The 16,904-nt window shown below is 62.5% G+C and carries 15 protein-coding genes and 1 tRNA gene; 12 read left to right on the forward strand and 4 right to left on the reverse strand.

Features of this window, described 5'->3' with window-relative positions:
- Positions 1-18: 18 nt before the first annotated feature.
- Positions 19-1,512, forward strand: a complete 1,494-nt coding sequence (locus tag EDD78_RS05115) for a DEAD/DEAH box helicase (protein ID WP_132084193.1) — start codon at positions 19-21, stop codon at positions 1,510-1,512.
- Between the two features lie 66 nt (positions 1,513-1,578).
- Here the strand turns inward: EDD78_RS05115 and EDD78_RS05120 are convergent, their stop codons facing one another.
- On the reverse strand, positions 1,579-2,877 hold the full coding sequence (locus tag EDD78_RS05120; protein ID WP_132084194.1) for a sensor histidine kinase: 1,299 nt from the start codon (positions 2,875-2,877) through the stop codon (positions 1,579-1,581).
- Positions 2,877-3,560, reverse strand: coding sequence for a response regulator transcription factor (locus EDD78_RS05125; protein WP_132084195.1), 684 nt, complete (start codon positions 3,558-3,560; stop codon positions 2,877-2,879). Before EDD78_RS05125 ends, EDD78_RS05120 begins: the two co-directional genes overlap by 1 nt.
- A 138-nt stretch (positions 3,561-3,698) precedes the next feature.
- On the opposite strand from EDD78_RS05125, the gene EDD78_RS05130 reads away from it, so the two are divergent.
- Genes EDD78_RS05130 through EDD78_RS05150 form a run of 5 tightly spaced genes read left to right on the forward strand, consistent with a single transcriptional unit; the run spans position 3,699 to position 10,029 of the window.
- A complete protein-coding gene (locus EDD78_RS05130) occupies positions 3,699-5,999 on the forward strand; it encodes a hypothetical protein (protein ID WP_132084196.1) in 2,301 nt (766 codons plus the stop codon).
- Positions 6,000-6,031: 32 nt separating this feature from the next.
- On the forward strand, positions 6,032-6,889 hold the full coding sequence (locus EDD78_RS05135; protein WP_286170741.1) for a carbohydrate ABC transporter permease: 858 nt from the start codon (positions 6,032-6,034) through the stop codon (positions 6,887-6,889).
- Complete coding sequence (locus tag EDD78_RS05140; RefSeq protein ID WP_132084198.1) at positions 6,886-7,725, forward strand: carbohydrate ABC transporter permease; 840 nt, start codon at positions 6,886-6,888, stop codon at positions 7,723-7,725. The genes EDD78_RS05135 and EDD78_RS05140 overlap by 4 nt, the downstream gene beginning before the upstream one ends.
- A gap of 19 nt (positions 7,726-7,744) precedes the next feature.
- The gene (locus tag EDD78_RS05145; protein WP_165873114.1) at positions 7,745-9,163 is read left to right on the forward strand and encodes an efflux RND transporter periplasmic adaptor subunit; all 1,419 of its coding nucleotides are present in this window, start codon (positions 7,745-7,747) and stop codon (positions 9,161-9,163) included.
- Entirely contained in the window at positions 9,163-10,029 is an 867-nt protein-coding gene (locus EDD78_RS05150; protein ID WP_132084200.1) for an ABC transporter permease, read from the forward strand. The genes EDD78_RS05145 and EDD78_RS05150 overlap by 1 nt, the downstream gene beginning before the upstream one ends.
- Positions 10,030-10,107: 78 nt before the next feature.
- Here EDD78_RS05150 and EDD78_RS05155 read toward each other — a convergent pair whose 3' ends face one another.
- On the reverse strand, positions 10,108-11,259 hold the full coding sequence (locus EDD78_RS05155; RefSeq protein WP_079698933.1) for a M20 metallopeptidase family protein: 1,152 nt from the start codon (positions 11,257-11,259) through the stop codon (positions 10,108-10,110).
- Between the two features lie 171 nt (positions 11,260-11,430).
- Between EDD78_RS05155 and EDD78_RS05160 the strand changes: the two genes are divergently transcribed.
- The 6 genes from EDD78_RS05160 to EDD78_RS05185 all read left to right on the forward strand — a co-directional run bounded on the left by EDD78_RS05160 (position 11,431) and on the right by EDD78_RS05185 (position 15,873).
- Positions 11,431-11,742 carry a YerC/YecD family TrpR-related protein gene (locus EDD78_RS05160; RefSeq protein ID WP_117507793.1) on the forward strand — a complete coding sequence of 104 codons (312 nt, stop codon included), beginning with the start codon at positions 11,431-11,433 and terminating at the stop codon, positions 11,740-11,742.
- 3 nt (positions 11,743-11,745) lie between these two features.
- Positions 11,746-12,510 (forward strand): class I SAM-dependent DNA methyltransferase, encoded by a 765-nt coding sequence (locus tag EDD78_RS05165; protein ID WP_132084201.1) that lies wholly within the window; start codon positions 11,746-11,748, stop codon positions 12,508-12,510.
- A gap of 20 nt (positions 12,511-12,530) precedes the next feature.
- Entirely contained in the window at positions 12,531-13,400 is an 870-nt protein-coding gene (gene hslO / locus EDD78_RS05170) for an Hsp33 family molecular chaperone HslO (RefSeq protein ID WP_132084202.1), read from the forward strand.
- Positions 13,401-13,558: 158 nt separating this feature from the next.
- Positions 13,559-13,634 (forward strand) — tRNA-Lys (locus tag EDD78_RS05175).
- 205 nt (positions 13,635-13,839) lie between these two features.
- Positions 13,840-14,703: a hypothetical protein gene (locus EDD78_RS05180; protein ID WP_132084203.1), complete on the forward strand. Its 864-nt coding sequence runs from the start codon at positions 13,840-13,842 to the stop codon at positions 14,701-14,703.
- 216 nt (positions 14,704-14,919) lie between these two features.
- Positions 14,920-15,873 (forward strand): M14 family metallopeptidase, encoded by a 954-nt coding sequence (locus tag EDD78_RS05185; protein ID WP_132084204.1) that lies wholly within the window; start codon positions 14,920-14,922, stop codon positions 15,871-15,873.
- Between the two features lie 43 nt (positions 15,874-15,916).
- On the opposite strand, the gene EDD78_RS05190 is transcribed toward EDD78_RS05185, so the two are convergent.
- A complete protein-coding gene (locus EDD78_RS05190) occupies positions 15,917-16,897 on the reverse strand; it encodes a class B sortase (RefSeq protein WP_165873115.1) in 981 nt (326 codons plus the stop codon).
- Between the last annotated feature and the right edge of the window lie 7 nt (positions 16,898-16,904).

A 16,904-nucleotide genomic window follows, 5' to 3' on the forward strand; every position in this document is an offset into this window, starting at 1 on the left:
AGGACAACATCAATCAATATGGATTTTAATCAGCTAGGACTACTTTCACCCCTCCTGCGCGCGCTGCGCGAAGAGGGCTACTCCACCCCGACCCCCATCCAGGAGCAGGCGATCCCGCCGGTGCTCCATGGGCGCGACCTGCTCGGCTGCGCCCAGACCGGGACGGGGAAGACGGCGGCCTTTGCGCTGCCCATCCTGCAGCGGCTGCAGGAAAACCCAGTGAAAAACGGCGGGATCCGCGCGCTGGTGCTCACCCCGACGCGCGAGTTGGCGCTGCAAATTTACGAGAGCTTTTGCGCCTATGGGCGGCATGTGCGGCAGCGCTGCTGCGTCATCTACGGGGGCGTCTCCCAGAAGCCGCAGACCGATGCGCTGCGCCGCGGGGTGGATATCCTCGTCGCCACGCCCGGGCGGCTCAACGACCTGATCGGGCAGGGGTACATCGACCTTGGGAAAATCGAAGTCTTTGTGCTCGACGAGGCGGACCGCATGCTCGACATGGGCTTTATCCATGACGTGAAACGGGTGATCGCGAAGCTCCCGCAGCGCCGGCAGACGCTGCTCTTCTCGGCCACCATGCCCGGCGAGATCGCGAAGCTCGTGGACACCATCCTGCACGACCCGGTCACCGTCAAGGTCGCGCCGGTCTCCTCAACGGTGGATACCATCGCGCAGTCGGTCTACCTGGTGGACAAGCAGAACAAGCGCAAGCTGCTGATCTACCTGCTGGCCGACGCTTCGATCGTCTCGGCGCTGGTCTTCACCCGCACCAAGCACGGCGCCGACCGGGTGGCCAAGGAGCTGGCGCGCGCCGGGATCGAGGCCAAGGCCATCCACGGCGATAAGTCGCAGGGTGCGCGCCAAAGCGCGCTGCAGAGCTTCAAAAGCGGGAAGATCCGGGTGCTGGTCGCCACCGATATCGCCGCGCGGGGGATCGACATCGAGGAGCTCTCCCACGTCATCAATTTCGACCTGCCCAACATCCCCGAGACCTATGTCCATAGGATTGGGCGCACCGGGCGCGCCGGGCTCAGCGGCACGGCCATCTCATTCTGCGACTGCGACGAGAAGCCGTATCTGGCGGATATCGAAAAGCTGATTCATAAAAAGGTGCCGGTGGTGGAGGGGCATCCCTTCCCCATGCTGATCACCGATCCGTCTCAAAAGCCCGCACCCCAGCCCCGCCCACCGCGCGGGGGCGGCCGGGGCCGCCAGGGCCAGGCCGCGCCGAAGCAGAAGGAGTCCGCCCCCAAAAAGGTGAAGGCGGCGCCGGAGAAGCCGCAGGCGCAGAAGGTTTCGCTCCCGAACACCCAAAAGCAGGCACGCAGGGAAGCGCCGCCGCGGGAGGCGGCGCAGCCCGACCGGCCGGATGCGCCGAAGAAGCCCCCGCGCGGCGGGAGCCGGCGCGGCGGCGCGGGTGCCTCCCGCCCGCAGTCCCAGCAGTCCGACGAGCTGGTGCAGCGCATTTCGACCAGGGCCTCCAAGGGCCACGCCTATTTCCGCAAGGGATAGGCTGAATAGACGGAAAACCGAAGGCGCCCTTCATCCAAAAGGATGACGGGCGCCTTTTCTCTTTCCTCAGCCCAGCGGCAGCCGGATGGTCACCGTCAGCCCGCCGCCGGGGGTGTCGCCAAGCTCGATCTGCCCGCCGTGCAGCCGCACGATCTCTTTGGCGATGCTCATCCCGAGGCCGTAGTGCTCCTTCTTGCTGCGGGCGGGGTCGGCGCGGTAGAACCGCTCGAAGACATGGGGCTTGTGCTCGTCCGAAATACCCGGCCCATTGTCCGAGACGATCAGCAGCACGGCATGCGGGGCCTTTTGGGCGCTCAGGGTGATCACGCCCCCTTCGGGGGTGTAGCTCACGGCGTTGTCCAAAAAGATGCCGAGCGCCTGCATGAGCCGCGCTTCGTCCCCGCACAGCACCGGGAGCGGGGAGAGATGGAGCAGGCAGCGCATCTGCTGGCCGCGGCGCTCGGCCAGTGGCCGGAAGGTGGCGGCGGCGCTTTTTAAGAGCTCTTCGGGCTCCACCGGCCCCTTCTGGAGGGTAAGCCCCTTCGAGTCCGCCCCGGCCAGGGTGAGCAGCTCGTCCACCAGCCGGGCGGCGCTGCGGCATTCGCGCACGATCGCCCCGGCGAAGGGCTTCCCCCTCGGGGTAGTCTCATATTCCAGCGCCTCGGCGCTGGTGCCGATCACGGCCAGCGGGGTGCGCAGCTCGTGCGAGGCGGCGGCGATAAACTCGGACTGGCGGCGCTGGCTCTCGGCCACCGGGCGCAGGGCGTGCCCGGAAAACCACCAGCCGAACAGGGCCAGTAGCAGCACGCTGGCGCCCACCAGCCCGGCATAGAGCAGGCGCTGGGAGACGATCTGCCCATCCAGCGCCCGCATGTCCCGCAGCAGCAGAAGCTCGCGGTAGCTCCTGTTCATCGGGATATAGACCGAGGCGCAAAGATAGCGCTCCCCCATGTCCCCCCACAGCTCGAAGATGGTGGTGCGCACCTCCTCGGGCTCCATGAAGGCGTCTTCCCCCGTGCGCCGCGCGCCAAGCTTTGCGGCCTTCTCCTGCCCCAGGGCGATCAGCCGCTCCCGTCCGGTGAGGGGCTGCCAGGAGCCGGGGTAATGCAGCGGGTGCCCGCTCTCGGAGATGTGGATGATCAGCCGTTCGGCCGCCTCGGTCTGGGAGAGCCAGTCCCAGTCGAGCACCTGCTCGCTCCTGAGGCGGTAGACGATGGCGTTGACGTTCCCCTCCAGGGTGATCCGGCTGCTCTGGATAAGCTGGCGCTCGGAGGAGCGCAGCATGAACAGGGCCATCCCGCAGAGGATCGCCCCGGTGATCAGCGCGCACAACAGTGTCAGATGGCGGCGCAGACGGCGCAGCATCACTTGCCCTCCCCGCTAAGCAGCCGGTAGCCCACCGAATGGACCGTCTTGATCTGCAGAGCACTGCCGCACTGCCGCAGCTTCTGGCGCAAAAAGTGGATGTAGGTGTCCAGATTCCCGTCCTCGACCGGCGCGTCGGGACCCCAGACCTTGCTGAAAAGCACCGGGCGGGGCAGGATCTGCTGGGGGTTGCGGAAAAAGACCTCGAAGAGCTGGGTCTCCCGCCGCGAGAGGGAGACGCTTCCCTTCGGCCCGCGCAGCAGGTGCCGCGCGCCGTCCAGCGCGGCGTCCCCGACGGCGAGGCCGCTTAGCGCTTCGAGCTGCGGCGCGCGCCGCAGCAGCGAGCGCACCCTGGCCAGCAGCTCCTCGGTGGCGAAGGGCTTGACGAGGTAATCGTCCGCCCCGGCGTCCAGCCCGGCGACCCTCTCGTTCACCCCGCCCAGGGCCGTGACGATCAGCACATGGCAGGAAATCCCCTCGCGGCGCAGCTGGGTGAGCACCTCGATCCCGCCGAGAGACGGCAGCATCCGGTCGAGGATGATCAGGTCGTATGCCTGCTGGCGGATGAGATGCAAAGCGCTCTCGCCGTCCTGGCATTCGTCCGCCTCGTAGCCCTCGCGCTCGAGGTGGAACCGGATGGCCGAACAGAGCGCCGCATCGTCCTCGACGACCAGAATTCGCATGACAGCCCCTCCCGCATATCAGATAAATTTATTATAGCACTCAAATCTTAAAAAAACCTAAAAACTTCTTTCAGGATTTCTTTAAGATTTGGGTGTTAGCATGGTGGGCAGAGTGAAGACAACGAAAGGGGATTCCACATGAAAAACAAGACGAGCACGAAACTTCTGGCGGCCCTGCTGGGGCTGAGCCTTCTGCTCGGCGGCTGCGGCGAGAAAGCAAAGCCCGCGCCAAACGAAACAGAGGGTGGGGAAACGCCCACCGCCATGGGACGGTACATCGAAGAGGAGCTGCCGCTGCCGCACAACGAGGCGTGGATCTCCCATACCATGCAGCTCCTGCCGGATGACAGAATCCAGTGCATCGGCGAAGGAGAGGACGGGGTCCTGCGCAGCTATGTGCTGAGCGGCGAGAGCTGGCAGGAGCAGGACGTCGGGGCGCTCAGTACCGCCTATCAGCAGAGCGGGGAAGAGGACAAGTACGTCTCGGCCCTCTCGGGCACCCCGGACGAAGGCTACCTGATGATCGTACATATGTATTCCGACGAGATGGATGAAAACGGCGAGCCGCTCGACCGCTACGTCACGCTGCAGGTCGCCCCCGACGGGACCGTGACCGAAATCCCGATCGACTACCGGCGCAAGTGGGAGGGCGTTTACGACCCGACCAACCCCAATATGCCGATCTACCCGAGCGCGATCCGGCGCGGGGAGGACGGGGACATCTACGTCGGGGCCGCCTATAAGGGGATTTTCCGCTACTCGCCCCAGGGCGAGCTGAAAACCGTCTTCCCCGGGGACGGCGGCGCCTTCGTGCTCTCGGGCGGAGAGCTCGGGCAGTTTAACAGTGAAGACGGCGAGCTGGTCCTCTTCGACACCGAGAGCGGGGAGGAGAAGTCCCGGATCGCGACCGACGGGCTCTTCTCCAGCGTTTCGGGCTCGGGCGGGCTGCTGCTCCGGGATGGGCAGGGGGACATCTACCGCGCCGACCGGGACGGGATCTACCGCCTGGGGAAGGACACCACCCTCTGGGAGCAGATGGTGCTCGGCGAGATGTGCTCGCTCGGGCTGCCGAGTCTGAGCGTCTCGGGCTTCGTGCGTCTTTCGGACGGCAGTTTCGTCGTGCGGCTGTGGAGCGCGGATTCCACCGAGCGCTATGTGCGCTATGTCTATTCGGCCGACACCCCCTCCCGCCCGGACACCAGGCTGAGCGTCTACTCCCTCGAGGACAATTCCAACGCGCGGCAGGCGGCCATCCAGCTCCAGCTCAAGAACCCGCAGGTCTATGTGGAGTTCCGCACCCTGCTGGAGGCGGACAGCTCGATGACCACCTCGGACGCCATCCGCGCGCTGAACACCGAGCTGCTCGCCGGCAAGGGCCCGGATGTGCTGATCCTGGACGGGCTGCCGATCGACTCCTATATCGAAAAGGGGGTCCTGCTGGATCTCGAGGAGCTGCTCGGGGAGCGGATCAAGAACGGGGAATTCCTCGAAAACGTCGTCGGGACCTACCGGAGGGACGGCAAGCTCTTTGCCGTGCCCACCCGGCTCGGATTCCCGGCTGTCTGGGGCGAGCCCGAGACGGTCTCCCACGCCGGGAGCCTCAGCGCTTTGGCCGACTATGCCGAGCAAAACCCGGATAAGCGTATGCTCGATCATCTGTCGCCCGAGGCGCTGCTGCGGGACTTTTACCTCACCTGCGCCCCCGCCTGGCTCACGGAAAGCGGGCAGCTCGACGAGGAGCGCTTCGCGCAGTTCCTGACTGATATCAAGCGCCTGAGCGACACCGCCACCGGGGAGGACCGGGAAGTGCGCATGAACTATGCGGGGGGGGGGGTTCAGACCCTGAGTAGCTCTCCCTTCGGGATGGTGGCCGGCGAATTCGAGCTGATGGTCGACCTCATGCAGAGCAACCACAACGTCATGCTGAATGCGGGCGTGGTGCAGCACCGTCTGGGCGGCGAGCTGCCGCAGGGCGGGGCGCTGCGGGAGATTTTTGCCCCCATGCCGGGCCAGGGCGGAGGGACCGTCTTCCAGCCGCTGAGCATTGTCGGGATAAACGCGGCCAGCGGTCAACTTGAAGCCGCGAAGGAATATGTCGGCGCGCTGCTCTCGCAGGAGTGCCAGGAGCCGGACAGCTATTACGGTTACCCGGTCAACCGCGCGGCGCTCAGGGCGTGGACGAAAAACGTGCTGAGCTCGGTGCAGTCCTTCTCCACCAGCAACGGTTCCTATCCCGAGGTCGTGATCTACTGGCCCGAGGAGCGGGTGCTCTCGATGGTGGCCGACGCCCTTGAACAGGCCAATACCCCTTCGTCCTACAACGACACCCTCATGCAGATGGTCGTGGAGGAGACGGCTGGCTTCTTCGAGGGGAGCATGAGCGCCGGGGAGGCCGCCAAAGCGCTCAGTGCGCGCACCCAGGCCTATCTGGCCGAATGACTGTGCCGCCGCGCGAAAGGAGGGGAGCGACATTGAAACGCCACAGACGCCGCCGCACGCTGGCGCCCTACCTCTTTCTGGCGCCCAGCCTTCTGTGCGTGTCCCTCTTCGTGCTGCTCCCCTTCCTGGACGCGGTGCGTCGCTCGTTCTATTCGGCCATGAGCGGACAGTTCGTGGGGCTGCAAAATTACCGCACCGTGCTGCATAACGCGGCGTTTCGCCTGGCGGTGGGGAACACCCTGCGCTTCACGCTGCTGTGCATCCCCGTGCTGGTGGCCCTGGCGCTGCTGCTGGCCCTGCTGCTGCAGGCGGCGAAGGATGAAAGGGGCGTCTACAAGACCACCTTCTTAGCGCCGCTGGCCATCCCGGTGGCCTCGATCGTGCTGCTGTGGAAGGTGGCCTTCCACCAGAACGGGATGTTAAACTCCCTGCTTTCGCACTTTGGAGTGCAGCCGGTGGATTGGCTGCAAACCGACTGGGCCTTCCTGGTGCTGGTGCTCAGCTACCTGTGGAAGAACACCGGCTACGACATGGTGCTCTGGCTCTCGGGGCTGCAAAACATTTCGCCCGCCCTCTATGAGGCGGCGCAGGTGGACGGGGCCAATGCGCGCCAGCGCTTTTTTAAGATCACCCTGCCCTGCCTGCTGCCCGAGCTGTTTACCATCTCGGTGCTCTCCCTGCTCAATTCCTTTAAGGTCTTCCGCGAGGCCTACCTGATCGGCGGGGACTACCCGCACGACAGCATCTATCTGTTGCAGCACCTATTCAGCAATTGGTTCACAAGCCTCGACGTCGACAAGATGTGCGCGGCGGCGACCCTGGTGGCCCTGGCGGTGCTGCTGTTGATCTTCGCCATGCAGGCGGCCTGGGGAAGGAAGGAGAACCGATGAAAAAGTGGCTGCTGCGCTTGGGACTTTTTTTGCTGGCGCTGGTGGTCTGGCTGCCGCTTTGGCTGCTGCTGACCGGCGCGCTGATGGGCAAGGGGGAGCTGCTCCACAACCTTTCCCCGGTGCTGGGGGAGGGAAAGGGCTTCGCCTCCTGGCCGCTGCTGCCGCAGTTTCCGACGCTGCGCCCGCTTGTCGAACTGCTGCTGGATACCCCGAAATTTTTTGTGATGTTCTGGAATTCCTGCGCCATGGTGGCCCCCATCCTGCTGCTGCAGGTGCTCATCGGCGCGCCCGCCGCCTGGGCGCTGGCACGCTACCGCTTTCGGGGGCGGGACACGGTCTACTTCCTCTACATCGTACTCATGCTCATGCCCTTCCAGGTGACGATGGTCTCGAGCTACCTGGTGCTGGACCGGCTGGGGCTGATGGATACCCTCTGGGCCATTATCCTGCCCGGGGCCTTCTCCACCTTCCCGGTCTTTCTCATGCACCGCTTCTTCGCCGCCATCCCCGAGGGGGTGCTCGAGGCGGCCGCCCTCGATGGGGCGGGCGGGCTGCGCTCCTTCCTCTTTATCGGGGTTCCGCTGGGCGCGCCGGGGATTCTGTGCGCGGTGGTGCTGGGCTTTTTGGAATATTGGAACGCCATCGAGCAGCCGATGACCTTTTTAAAAGAGCGCTCCCTCTGGCCTCTTTCGCTCTATCTGCCCTCGATCACCGCCGAGCGTGCGGGGGCGAGCCTGGCCGCCTCGCTCGTCATGCTGGTCCCGGCGCTGCTGATCTTCCGTTTTGGGCAGCGCTACCTGGAGGAGGGGATCAGCGCCTATGGGATGAAAGAATAACTGTTTGGAGGAATCGCATGTGCGCAGTCCTGTTAAAAACCTGCTCACGCGCCTCAGCGGCGCCCAGCGCGCCTCGCTGCGGCTGCTCTCGCTCTTTTTCGGCGCAATCCTGCTCTTCACCTTCCTTTCGCGCGCGATCGACTCCTTCAGCGTGCCGCTCATCGGGACGGCAAAGCCAAAGCCCGGCACGCTGCTGCACACCGCCTCGGGCTTCGGCACCGCCGAGAGCGCGCAGCAGATTCCGGTGACTACTCTGCCGGACTGCCTGATCATGGACGTTTTGGTCCGGGAAGGGCAGAGCGTGCAGGAGGGGGATACGCTGCTCGCGCTGGACCTTGAGGATCTGGAGCAGAAGATCGCCCAGGCACAGGATGAAATCAGCCGCGCGGCGCTGATGAGCGAGTACTACGGCAGCCTCGCGGGCGAGGACACGCGCCGCGCCGAGAAGCTGCTGGAGCGCGCCGAGGAGGACTATAAGGCGGATTTGGAGGAGGCCGCGGCCAAGGTCGCGCGCGCCCGGCGGGAGCTTTCCCGCGCGCAGGAGAAGCTGGACGACTATAAGGACTGGGCCGAGGACCGCTACGAGGGGGACATCGACTGGAAGGAGAGCACCCTGGGCTTTTCGGACGGGACCTATGACAACCTGCGCGAGGCGGTGCGCCAGCGCCGCCAGGAATACGAGGAGGCGCAGCGCGAAGACGAAAAGGCAGAGCTCCTGGCCAAGCGGGCGCTGGAGGATGCCAGGGAGGTTACGGCGAGCGGGAACCTGAACCAGCAGAAGCTCCAGCAGCTGGAGATAGCGGGGAAAAACCGGGAGCTTTCCCGCCTGCGCGCCCTCTATGAAGCGGGCGGTCAGGTGAAGGCGGGGCAAAGCGGGATTGTCGCCTCGCTGAGCGCCGAGGTGGGCGCGCGCACCGGGAATGAAAAGCTGCTGCTGCTCGGAGATACCGCCGCCCCCCTGCGCGCCAGGTTCGTCGTCGGCGAGGAGGAGGCGCGCTTCGTCTCTCCCGGGGACAGCGTCCTGCTGCGCCCCGCATCCAAGCGGGACTGGCAGGAGGGCGGGTCGGTCGAGGGGGTGCGCCCCCTCGCCGGCGAGGACGAAGGGAAGTACCAAGTCGAGGTCTCCCTTCCCCAGGGGAGCGTCTTGCCGGGGCAGAGCGTCGAGATGCAGGTCAGCCACAGCAGCGAGCAGTTCGGCACCACCCTGCCGCAGCGCGCGCTGCGCAGCGATTCATCCGGGGACTATGTACTGATCGCGCGGGAGAAGGGCACCGTGATGGGGACCCAAACATTTGCCGAGCGGGTGAACGTTTCGGTCATCGAGCGGGACGGCGCCACCGCCGCCGTTTCGGGGGGCTTCTCGCCGGAGGATGAGATTATCGTGTCCAGCGCCCGGCCCGTCGCCGAGGGCGACCGGGTGCGCACGGAGGAGCCGTGATGAAGCGATATCTGCCGCTCGCCGCGCTGTTTATCGCCCTGCTGCTGGCGCTGCTCGGCTGGCGGACGACAAGCTCCCTGATCGCACGGGAATACCGCCGCCCCCAGACCGTCTCGCTGCGCTGGAAAACGCAGGCGCTCACCGCCGGCGACTGCCGCCGGCTGGAAGAACCGGCGCAGGATGAGGCGCCGCCGGTTTACGCCGCTTGGGCGGGCGGGGAGCGCCTCCTGGTCGAGCCGCGAAACGGGCGGGAGGAACTGGCGCAGGCGCTGCTGGTGCGCGGGGAAATCTCCCTGCTGCTACCGCAGGAAACGGTTCTCGGGAACCTGCCCCAGTCCAATCTGGAGTGCGCGGTCAGCGAGGACCTATGCTATGAGCTCTTCGGCAGTGCCGACGCCGCCGGACAGACCCTGCGCATGGAGGGGCGGGACTACACCGTCAGCGGGATGCTGCGGGACCTGCGCCGTACGGTGGTCTTTTTGCAGCCGCAGCAGGAGGCGTTTTCGGCGCTCGAGCTGGCGGTGCCGCAGGGGAAAAACGCCTACGCCGCGGCAGAGGATTTCCTTTCGCGCTACGCGCTGCCCGAGCCGGATGGAGTGCAAAGCCACGCGGGACACTTCCGGTTGTCGGGGCTCGGGGAATGGATCCCCTCCCGCTGGTCGGACTTTGAGCATTGGAGCACCCTCCTGAGACAGGCGAAGGAGCGCCGCCAAGCACTGGGGGCCCTGCCGCTCTGTGAGCCGGACCGGCTGCGGAAGGAGGCGGTGAATGAAGTGTGGCTGTCCATCGCGGCCTCGCTGGCGATGAGCGCCGCCGCGCTCCTGCTCCTGGTGCGGGAACTGCGAAGGCTGAAGGAGCAAGTATAGAAAAAAGGCAAAGGAGCGGGCGGCAGATCCCATCTGCCGCCCGCTCCTTGGAGTGCTTTTGAAAGTCAGACTGCTGCCTCAGGCGTTCAGCGCCTCGACGGCCGCCTGGGCGAGGAAGGCGACCCCGGTTTCAAAGGAGGCCTCATCCACCGCGAACTGGTCGCTGTGCGGAGGATACTCCCCGCCGCCGCCGAGCAGGACGAAGGCTGCCTTGACATAGGGGGTGTAGTCCGCGAAGTCCTCGGACACCAGCTGCTTTTCCATCACGAAGACGTCATCTGGCGCGGCGGCCACCTTCTGGGCGGCGCGGCAGGCGATTTCGGCGGCCTCCGGGTTGTTGAGCAGCACCTTGGCGCTGTCGTGGTAGTGAAAGTCGATTTCACAGCGGTAGGCCGCCGCGGTCTGGCGGGCGATCCGCTCAATGGAGTCCCGGATGTGGGCGTGCACTTTGGGATCGAAGCTGCGCATGGTGCCTTCGATCTCGGCATAGCCCGAGACAATGTTCTTGCGGGTGCCCGAGCAGAGCTTGCCCACCGTGACCACCGCGGGGTCGAGCGCCGAGAGCTCCCGGCTGACGATGGTTTGCAGCGCCATCACGATGGCGGCCGCCGCCACGGTGGCGTCCACCCCGGTCTCGGGCAGGGCGCCGTGGCAGGCGTCGCCGATCACCTTGATGATGAAGGTCCCGGCCGCGGCGGTGCCCGCCCCCTTGGTCCAGCCGATGGTGCCGGAGCGCTGCTGGGAGTAGATGTGCTGCCCGAAGAGGTAGTCGAGCCCCTCGAGCCCGCCCTGGTCGATCACCTTTTCGGCTCCGCCGCCGCCCTCCTCGGCGGGCTGGAAAATGAAGCGCACGCTGCCGCAAAGCTCGCCGCGCACCCGGCAGAGCACCTTGGCGGCCCCGACCAGCATGGCGGCGTGGGTGTCGTGCCCGCAGGCGTGCATGACGCCCGGCACCTCGGAGGAGAAGGGCAGGCCGGTATTTTCCGTGATTGACAAGGCGTCGATATCGGCGCGCAGCCCGACTGTGCGCCCCGGCTTGCCGCCCTGAAGCTCGGCGATCAGCCCGGTGGGCGAGAGCTTGCGGTAGGGGAGCCCCAGCGCCTCGATTTCCTTGATCAGCCGCTCGGTGGTCCAGTGTTCCTCGAGGCTCGGTTCGGGGTGGCGGTGCAGCTCGCGGCGCAGGGCGATGGTTTCTGACTGAATCTCATGTGCAATGGTTTTGATGTCCATTTCGGTCACGCTGCCTTTCTTGAATCTGCTTTGGCTATTATAGCATCTCCCCGCCGAAAAAAACAGTGGGAAATCCCCGCCGCAATCTTTTGGTTTAACGCGGTAATACGGCTTTACTTTTGCGCTCTAAAATGGTAAAATGGCCTTGTAATGAATAGGGAGGTCGATCCTGTGATTGATAAACTGAAGGATAAAAATGTGGACTTTTTGTTCGAGGCGATCCTCAATCTCAAAAACGTCGAGGAGTGCTATAAGTTTTTCGACGATCTTTGCACCGTCACCGAGCTGCGGGCGCTCTCGCAGCGCTTGGCGGTGGCCAAGATGCTCAGCGAGCACCGGGTCTACAGCGAGATCGTGGAGACCACCGGCGCTTCCACCGCGACCATCAGCCGGGTCAACCGCTCGCTCAACTACGGGTGCGACGGCTACAATATCGTCTTTGAGCGAATGAAGGAGCCCGGGCGCGGCGGGGAGCTGAAGTAGGAGATGTATACCGCGTTTTCGGCTGTGTATGACCGTCTGACCGCGAATGTGGATTACCGCAGGCGGGCAGACTATTTTTGCAAGGCCATTTCCCGCCATGCCGGATGGGAGCAGGGGGAAAACCGCCTGCTGCTGGACCTCGCCTGCGGGACGGGTACCTTGAGCTATCTTTGGCAGGAGCGGGGATACGACGTGATCGGGGTGGACGGCAGCGAAGGGATGCTTGCCCAGGCGATGGAAAAGGGGTTGGGGCGCGAGCGGCGCCCGCTCTTTTTGTGTCAAAAAATGGAGGAGCTCGACCTTTACGGCACGGTGGACGTCGCCGTCTGCGCGCTGGACAGCCTCAACCACCTGACCTCCAGGGAGGCGCTGCGGGGGGCTTTCTCGCGCCTCGCCCTCTTTTTGGAGACGGATGGGTTCTTCCTCTTCGATGTGAACACCCCCTATAAGCACGAGCGGGTGCTCAGTTCCCAGACCTTCGTATATGACCTGGAGGATGTCTATTGCGTCTGGCAGAACGGGCAATGTGACCGGGGCAGGATCGACATCAGCCTAGACATCTTTGAGCTTGGCCGGGAAGGCTCCTGGGAGCGGTATGAGGAGCATTTTTGCGAGCAGGCCTACACGTATGAGGAGCTGCAAGAGGTTGGGGAAGAGGCAGGGTTCGAGCTGGTTGCGTGCTATCACGAGGACAGCTTCGAGCCGCCGCGCGAGGATTCTCAGCGGCTGGTGTATGTGATGAAAAACCGCACGCTCCATCACACCTGAAAGGAAAGGGTTACGGTTAAATGGGAAAGGTTATCAGAACGATTTCGCAGGATGGGGGCGTAATGTGCTGCGCCGTGGATTCGACCGACGCCGTTGCGCGCGCCGAGCAAATCCATCAGACCTCGGCCACGGTGACGGCCGCGCTCGGGCGGCTTTTGACCGCGGCCTCCATCATGGGGATGCAGCTCAAGGGCGAGGGTGACAGCGTGACGCTGCGCCTGGCCGGGGACGGCCCGGCGGGAACCCTGCTGGCCGTGTCGGACAGCAGCGGCAATGTGAAGGGCTATCCGCAAAACCCGGTGGTGGAGATCCCGCTCAACCGCTATGGCAAGCTGGACGTCGCCGGGGCGGTGGGCAAAAACGGGACCCTCTATGTCATCCGGGACATCGGGCTTCGGGAGCCGTATATCGGACAGACCCCCATCGTTTCGGGGGAGATCGCCGAGGACATCACCCACTATTACGCCGTGAGCGAGCAGATTCCGACCGTCTGTGGGCTGGGCGTGCTGGTGGAGCGGGATCTGAGCGTGCTGGCGGCGGGTGGGTACCTGGTGCAGCTGCTGCCGGGTGCGGACGAGGCGTGCATCGAAAAGCTGGAGGAAAACATCAATCGAATGGCGCCGGTCTCCACCCTGATCCATGAGGGGAAAACGCCCCAGGAGATCGCCTTCATGGCGCTGGACGGCTTCCTGCCGCAGGTGCTCGACGAGGGGAGGATGGAATACCGCTGCGACTGCTCGCGCGAACGGGTGGAACGGGCGCTGATCAGCCTTGGCAGGGACGAGCTGCTGGCGATGGCTGAGGAGCAGCCGCTCACCGAGGTGCGGTGCCACTTCTGCCCGCGGGTGCACCGCTTCAGTCCGGATGAGCTGCGCGGATTGGTAAAGTAGGGGATACCGGGTAAAAAACTGCATACAATATTCCTGTCTGCCGGCGCTTCGAAAAAGAAACCAGGGGATAAAATTGGGAGAATTGGTTGACAAGCTTTTCTTCCCTTGGTATAATAAATAAGTGCCTGGCGGGGCGTTGGTGCCCGGCAGGATGTTACGGTCCATTAGCTCAGGTGGTAGAGCACTTGACTTTTAATCAAGTTGTCCGGAGTTCGAATCTCCGATGGATCACCAGCTTAAAACCCCGTGAAACCGTTTTGTTTAGCGGTTTCACGGGGTTTTTTATTGTTTTTGTGAAAGGCGCTTTCATGTAGAATTAAAGTGGCACTTAATCTTTAGGTAGAAAAAAATAAGCGTCAGCGGTTATTTTTTGTCTTCTGTCTTCCACTGGTTGGCGGGCAAGTCTTACCCGTACAACTATATTTTGGAGGAGATTATCTTGTCAAGTACCAATAAAACCGAAATGGGGTTCAATCAGTGGTCTTTGGCTGACAAGCCTACGATGGAGGATTTCAACGCGGACAATGCGTTGACGGAACAGCTGCTGGGGGAGCGATATACCAAAGCTGAAATTGACCAAAAAATCAGAGGGGCCGATGCCGTCCCCACCTCATTAATTTTAAACAATTATCTGTATATTAACCAGCGAGGACAATCCAGTTATACTATTACGTCCGACAAGTGGACTTATTTTGCCGACCGGTGGCGGGCAAAGACAGCGAGCGGCACTGCCACTATCACCAGGAATCCCAAGGGTCGATGGGATATTCCAACCGGTGTCACGGTCCAGCAGGTGGTGGAAACAAATCAATCAAACTATTATAAAAACCGTACCGCTGTGCACGGTAGCATCATCAATGGGAAGTTCATCATCGAGCCGTTTACGATTACCGGTCCTGTGTTTTACGAGCATACGTTTGATTATGCTGCAGAATTGGCCTATGCGGACGTTATACTTGGGGAAACCATGACACAGGCTCTGCCTATTACAACCTGGAAAGATCAGTTTTGGTGTCAAAGATACTATCATCCTGTATATGCACACATTCCTGGATCCCCTGTCCTTGCCAATCAGACATCCTTTTTCCATGCTACTCCGATCGAAATGAGGGTTACGCCTGTTTTTATCGGGACTACTCAGCTCGTTGATTTAAATTGGACCAAAAAGGTTACCGATTACACATTGAAAATTATAAAAAATTACAATTATATCCGTTTTGATACAATAAAGAGTGATGGACTTGGTATTACGACAGCCAATTTAATTCCACAAGGTGCCTTGGATGCGGAAATTTATGACTAGGAAGAGTTTAGCGGGTAAAGAGCGCTGCGAAAGCCTCAATGGCTGCCCAATAAAGTATGAAACGGCACCGTAAATGCGACTGTTTTGCGGCTCTTAGCGTTATCACTACAATTTTTAAGGCGTTTTTGGTCACACCGTCCTCCCAACCCGTGCTATAATGGGTTCGGACCAGCGGTTGCCTATGGCAAACCGCAATTTACTTAGGGAGGGCTTGTTATGCAGCCATTGACGATCGCCTCGATCACCGCGCAGCCGGGGGAGAAAAAACAGCAGATGCTGGATGTGCGGGGTACCGCATTGAGTATGCCGGTTACTCTGATGTGCGGGGCGAAGGAAGGGAAAACGGTGCTCATCAGCGCGGGGGTGCACGGCGCGGAGTACCCGGGGATTCAGGCGGCCATCGAGCTTGCGCAGGAGCTGGACCCGAAGGAGCTTTGCGGAAATATCGTGTGGATCCATCCGATCAATACCCAGGGCTTCAAGGCGCGGGTCTGTTCCATTGTCCCCGAGGATGGAAAGAATCTCAACCGGGTATTCCCAGGTGATGAAAACGGCAGCACAACCGAGCGGCTCGCCTATATGCTGTGTCAGGAATTTTACAAAAAGGCCGACTTCTATCTCGACCTGCACAGCGGGGACATGCACGAAGAGCTGCACCCCTATGTCTATTTCCCGGGCAAGGCGGAGGAGTCGGTGACCGAGCGCTCCCGCGCGGTGGCGCAGCTTCTGGATATGGATTATATGGTTCGCTCGGGCGGGGTGAGCGAGGCCTACAACGGAGCGGCCGCCCTGGGCTGCCCCAGCCTGTTGATCGAGCGGGGTGGCCGGGGGCTGTGGAGCCGCGACGAGGTGGAGGCCTATAAAAAGGACGTACGCAATGTTCTGCGCCATCTCGGCGTGCTGCCTAGCGCTCCGGAGCCGGTCTCCCGCCATCCGCGGGAAATCGCCAAGGCTTATTATCTCAATGCCGGCGAGGGCGGTTGCTGGTACCCGCAGGTCAAGGCGGGGGAGAAGATCGCCAAGGGCCAGCTGCTCGGCACGGTTAAGGACTATTTCGGCAAAGAGATCGATTCCTTCTACGCCGAGGCGGACGGGGTGGTCCTCTATTTGACCGTTTCGCTCGCGATTAAGGACAAGGGTTCGCTGATTGCTTACGGCGAGCTCGATTAAAAAGAGCCCACAGCTTAAGCTGTGGGCTCTTTTAGCTTTACAATTAGAACTGCGGTTTTTTGAAGTTCACATTCTCGGTCGCGTTGACCGTCAGCTTTTCTCCCTTGCGCACCTTGCGCGCCATCACGACGAACCGCTGATCCGCGCGCTTGCCGTAGGCCCTGGTGCAGGTCGAGAGGGTAAGGATCTTATCGCTGCTCTTGACGTCCACCGAGAAGTTGTGCATGCTGCGGCTCATGGCCTCCTTGGCCAAAGAGACCACGTTGGCATCGGTCTTGATGTAATCGAAATGCAGGTCGGTGTAGAAGGCCGCGAAGATGGCCCAGTTGGCGTTGCCGTTCTTGTCGGCATACTCGATGACGGGATGTTCCTTCGCGAAATCGAGGTAGTGATAGCTGGTCAGCTGGCCGAACATCACATCGCTGGGATTGCCGATCCGGGGCGTGGCGGAATAGTTGGTCCAGTTGTGCCCATAGAGGATGGTGTTCTTCGAGCTGGCGGTGACGTCCTGGTCCGCCCAGATGACGCCGTTGTAGCTGTACTGCTTGTCGTACCCCTTTTCGAGGTAGTAGTCGTTGGTCGGGCCCTGGACCACGGCGTAGTCGATGTTGGTGCCGGGCACGGTGAGCCAGCCCATCACGTCGCTGTTTTTCTTTTTCCACTCCAGCATGCTGTCATAGCCGCCGCCCGATTTGAGCTTTGTGGGGGCGCTGATCTTGAGCGCCGCCTTGGTGGAACCGGAACCGCTCTTGGCGCCCACCTTGGCCGAGGCGACCTCGCCGCTGTCCTCATCGTCCACGATCCTCACGTTGAGGACGGGCTCCCCGGAGGAGGAGACCTTTTTGCGGGTCTGGCCGGATTCGATCCATTCCTCGCTCTGGGAGGAGTCCTCCTGCGGGGCGGAGCTCTCATCGCCCGCCGCGAAGGCGGGGGAGGCGCTCATGGTAAGCCCCATCAGCACGGCCAAAAAGCCGGACGCGAAGGGGATAAATCTTTTTTCGAGTGCGGGGATCGGGTTTGCCATTCGCATG

The sequence above is a fragment of the Harryflintia acetispora genome (assembly GCA_004340125.1).
Lineage (GTDB): Bacteria > Bacillota > Clostridia > Oscillospirales > Ruminococcaceae > Harryflintia > Harryflintia acetispora.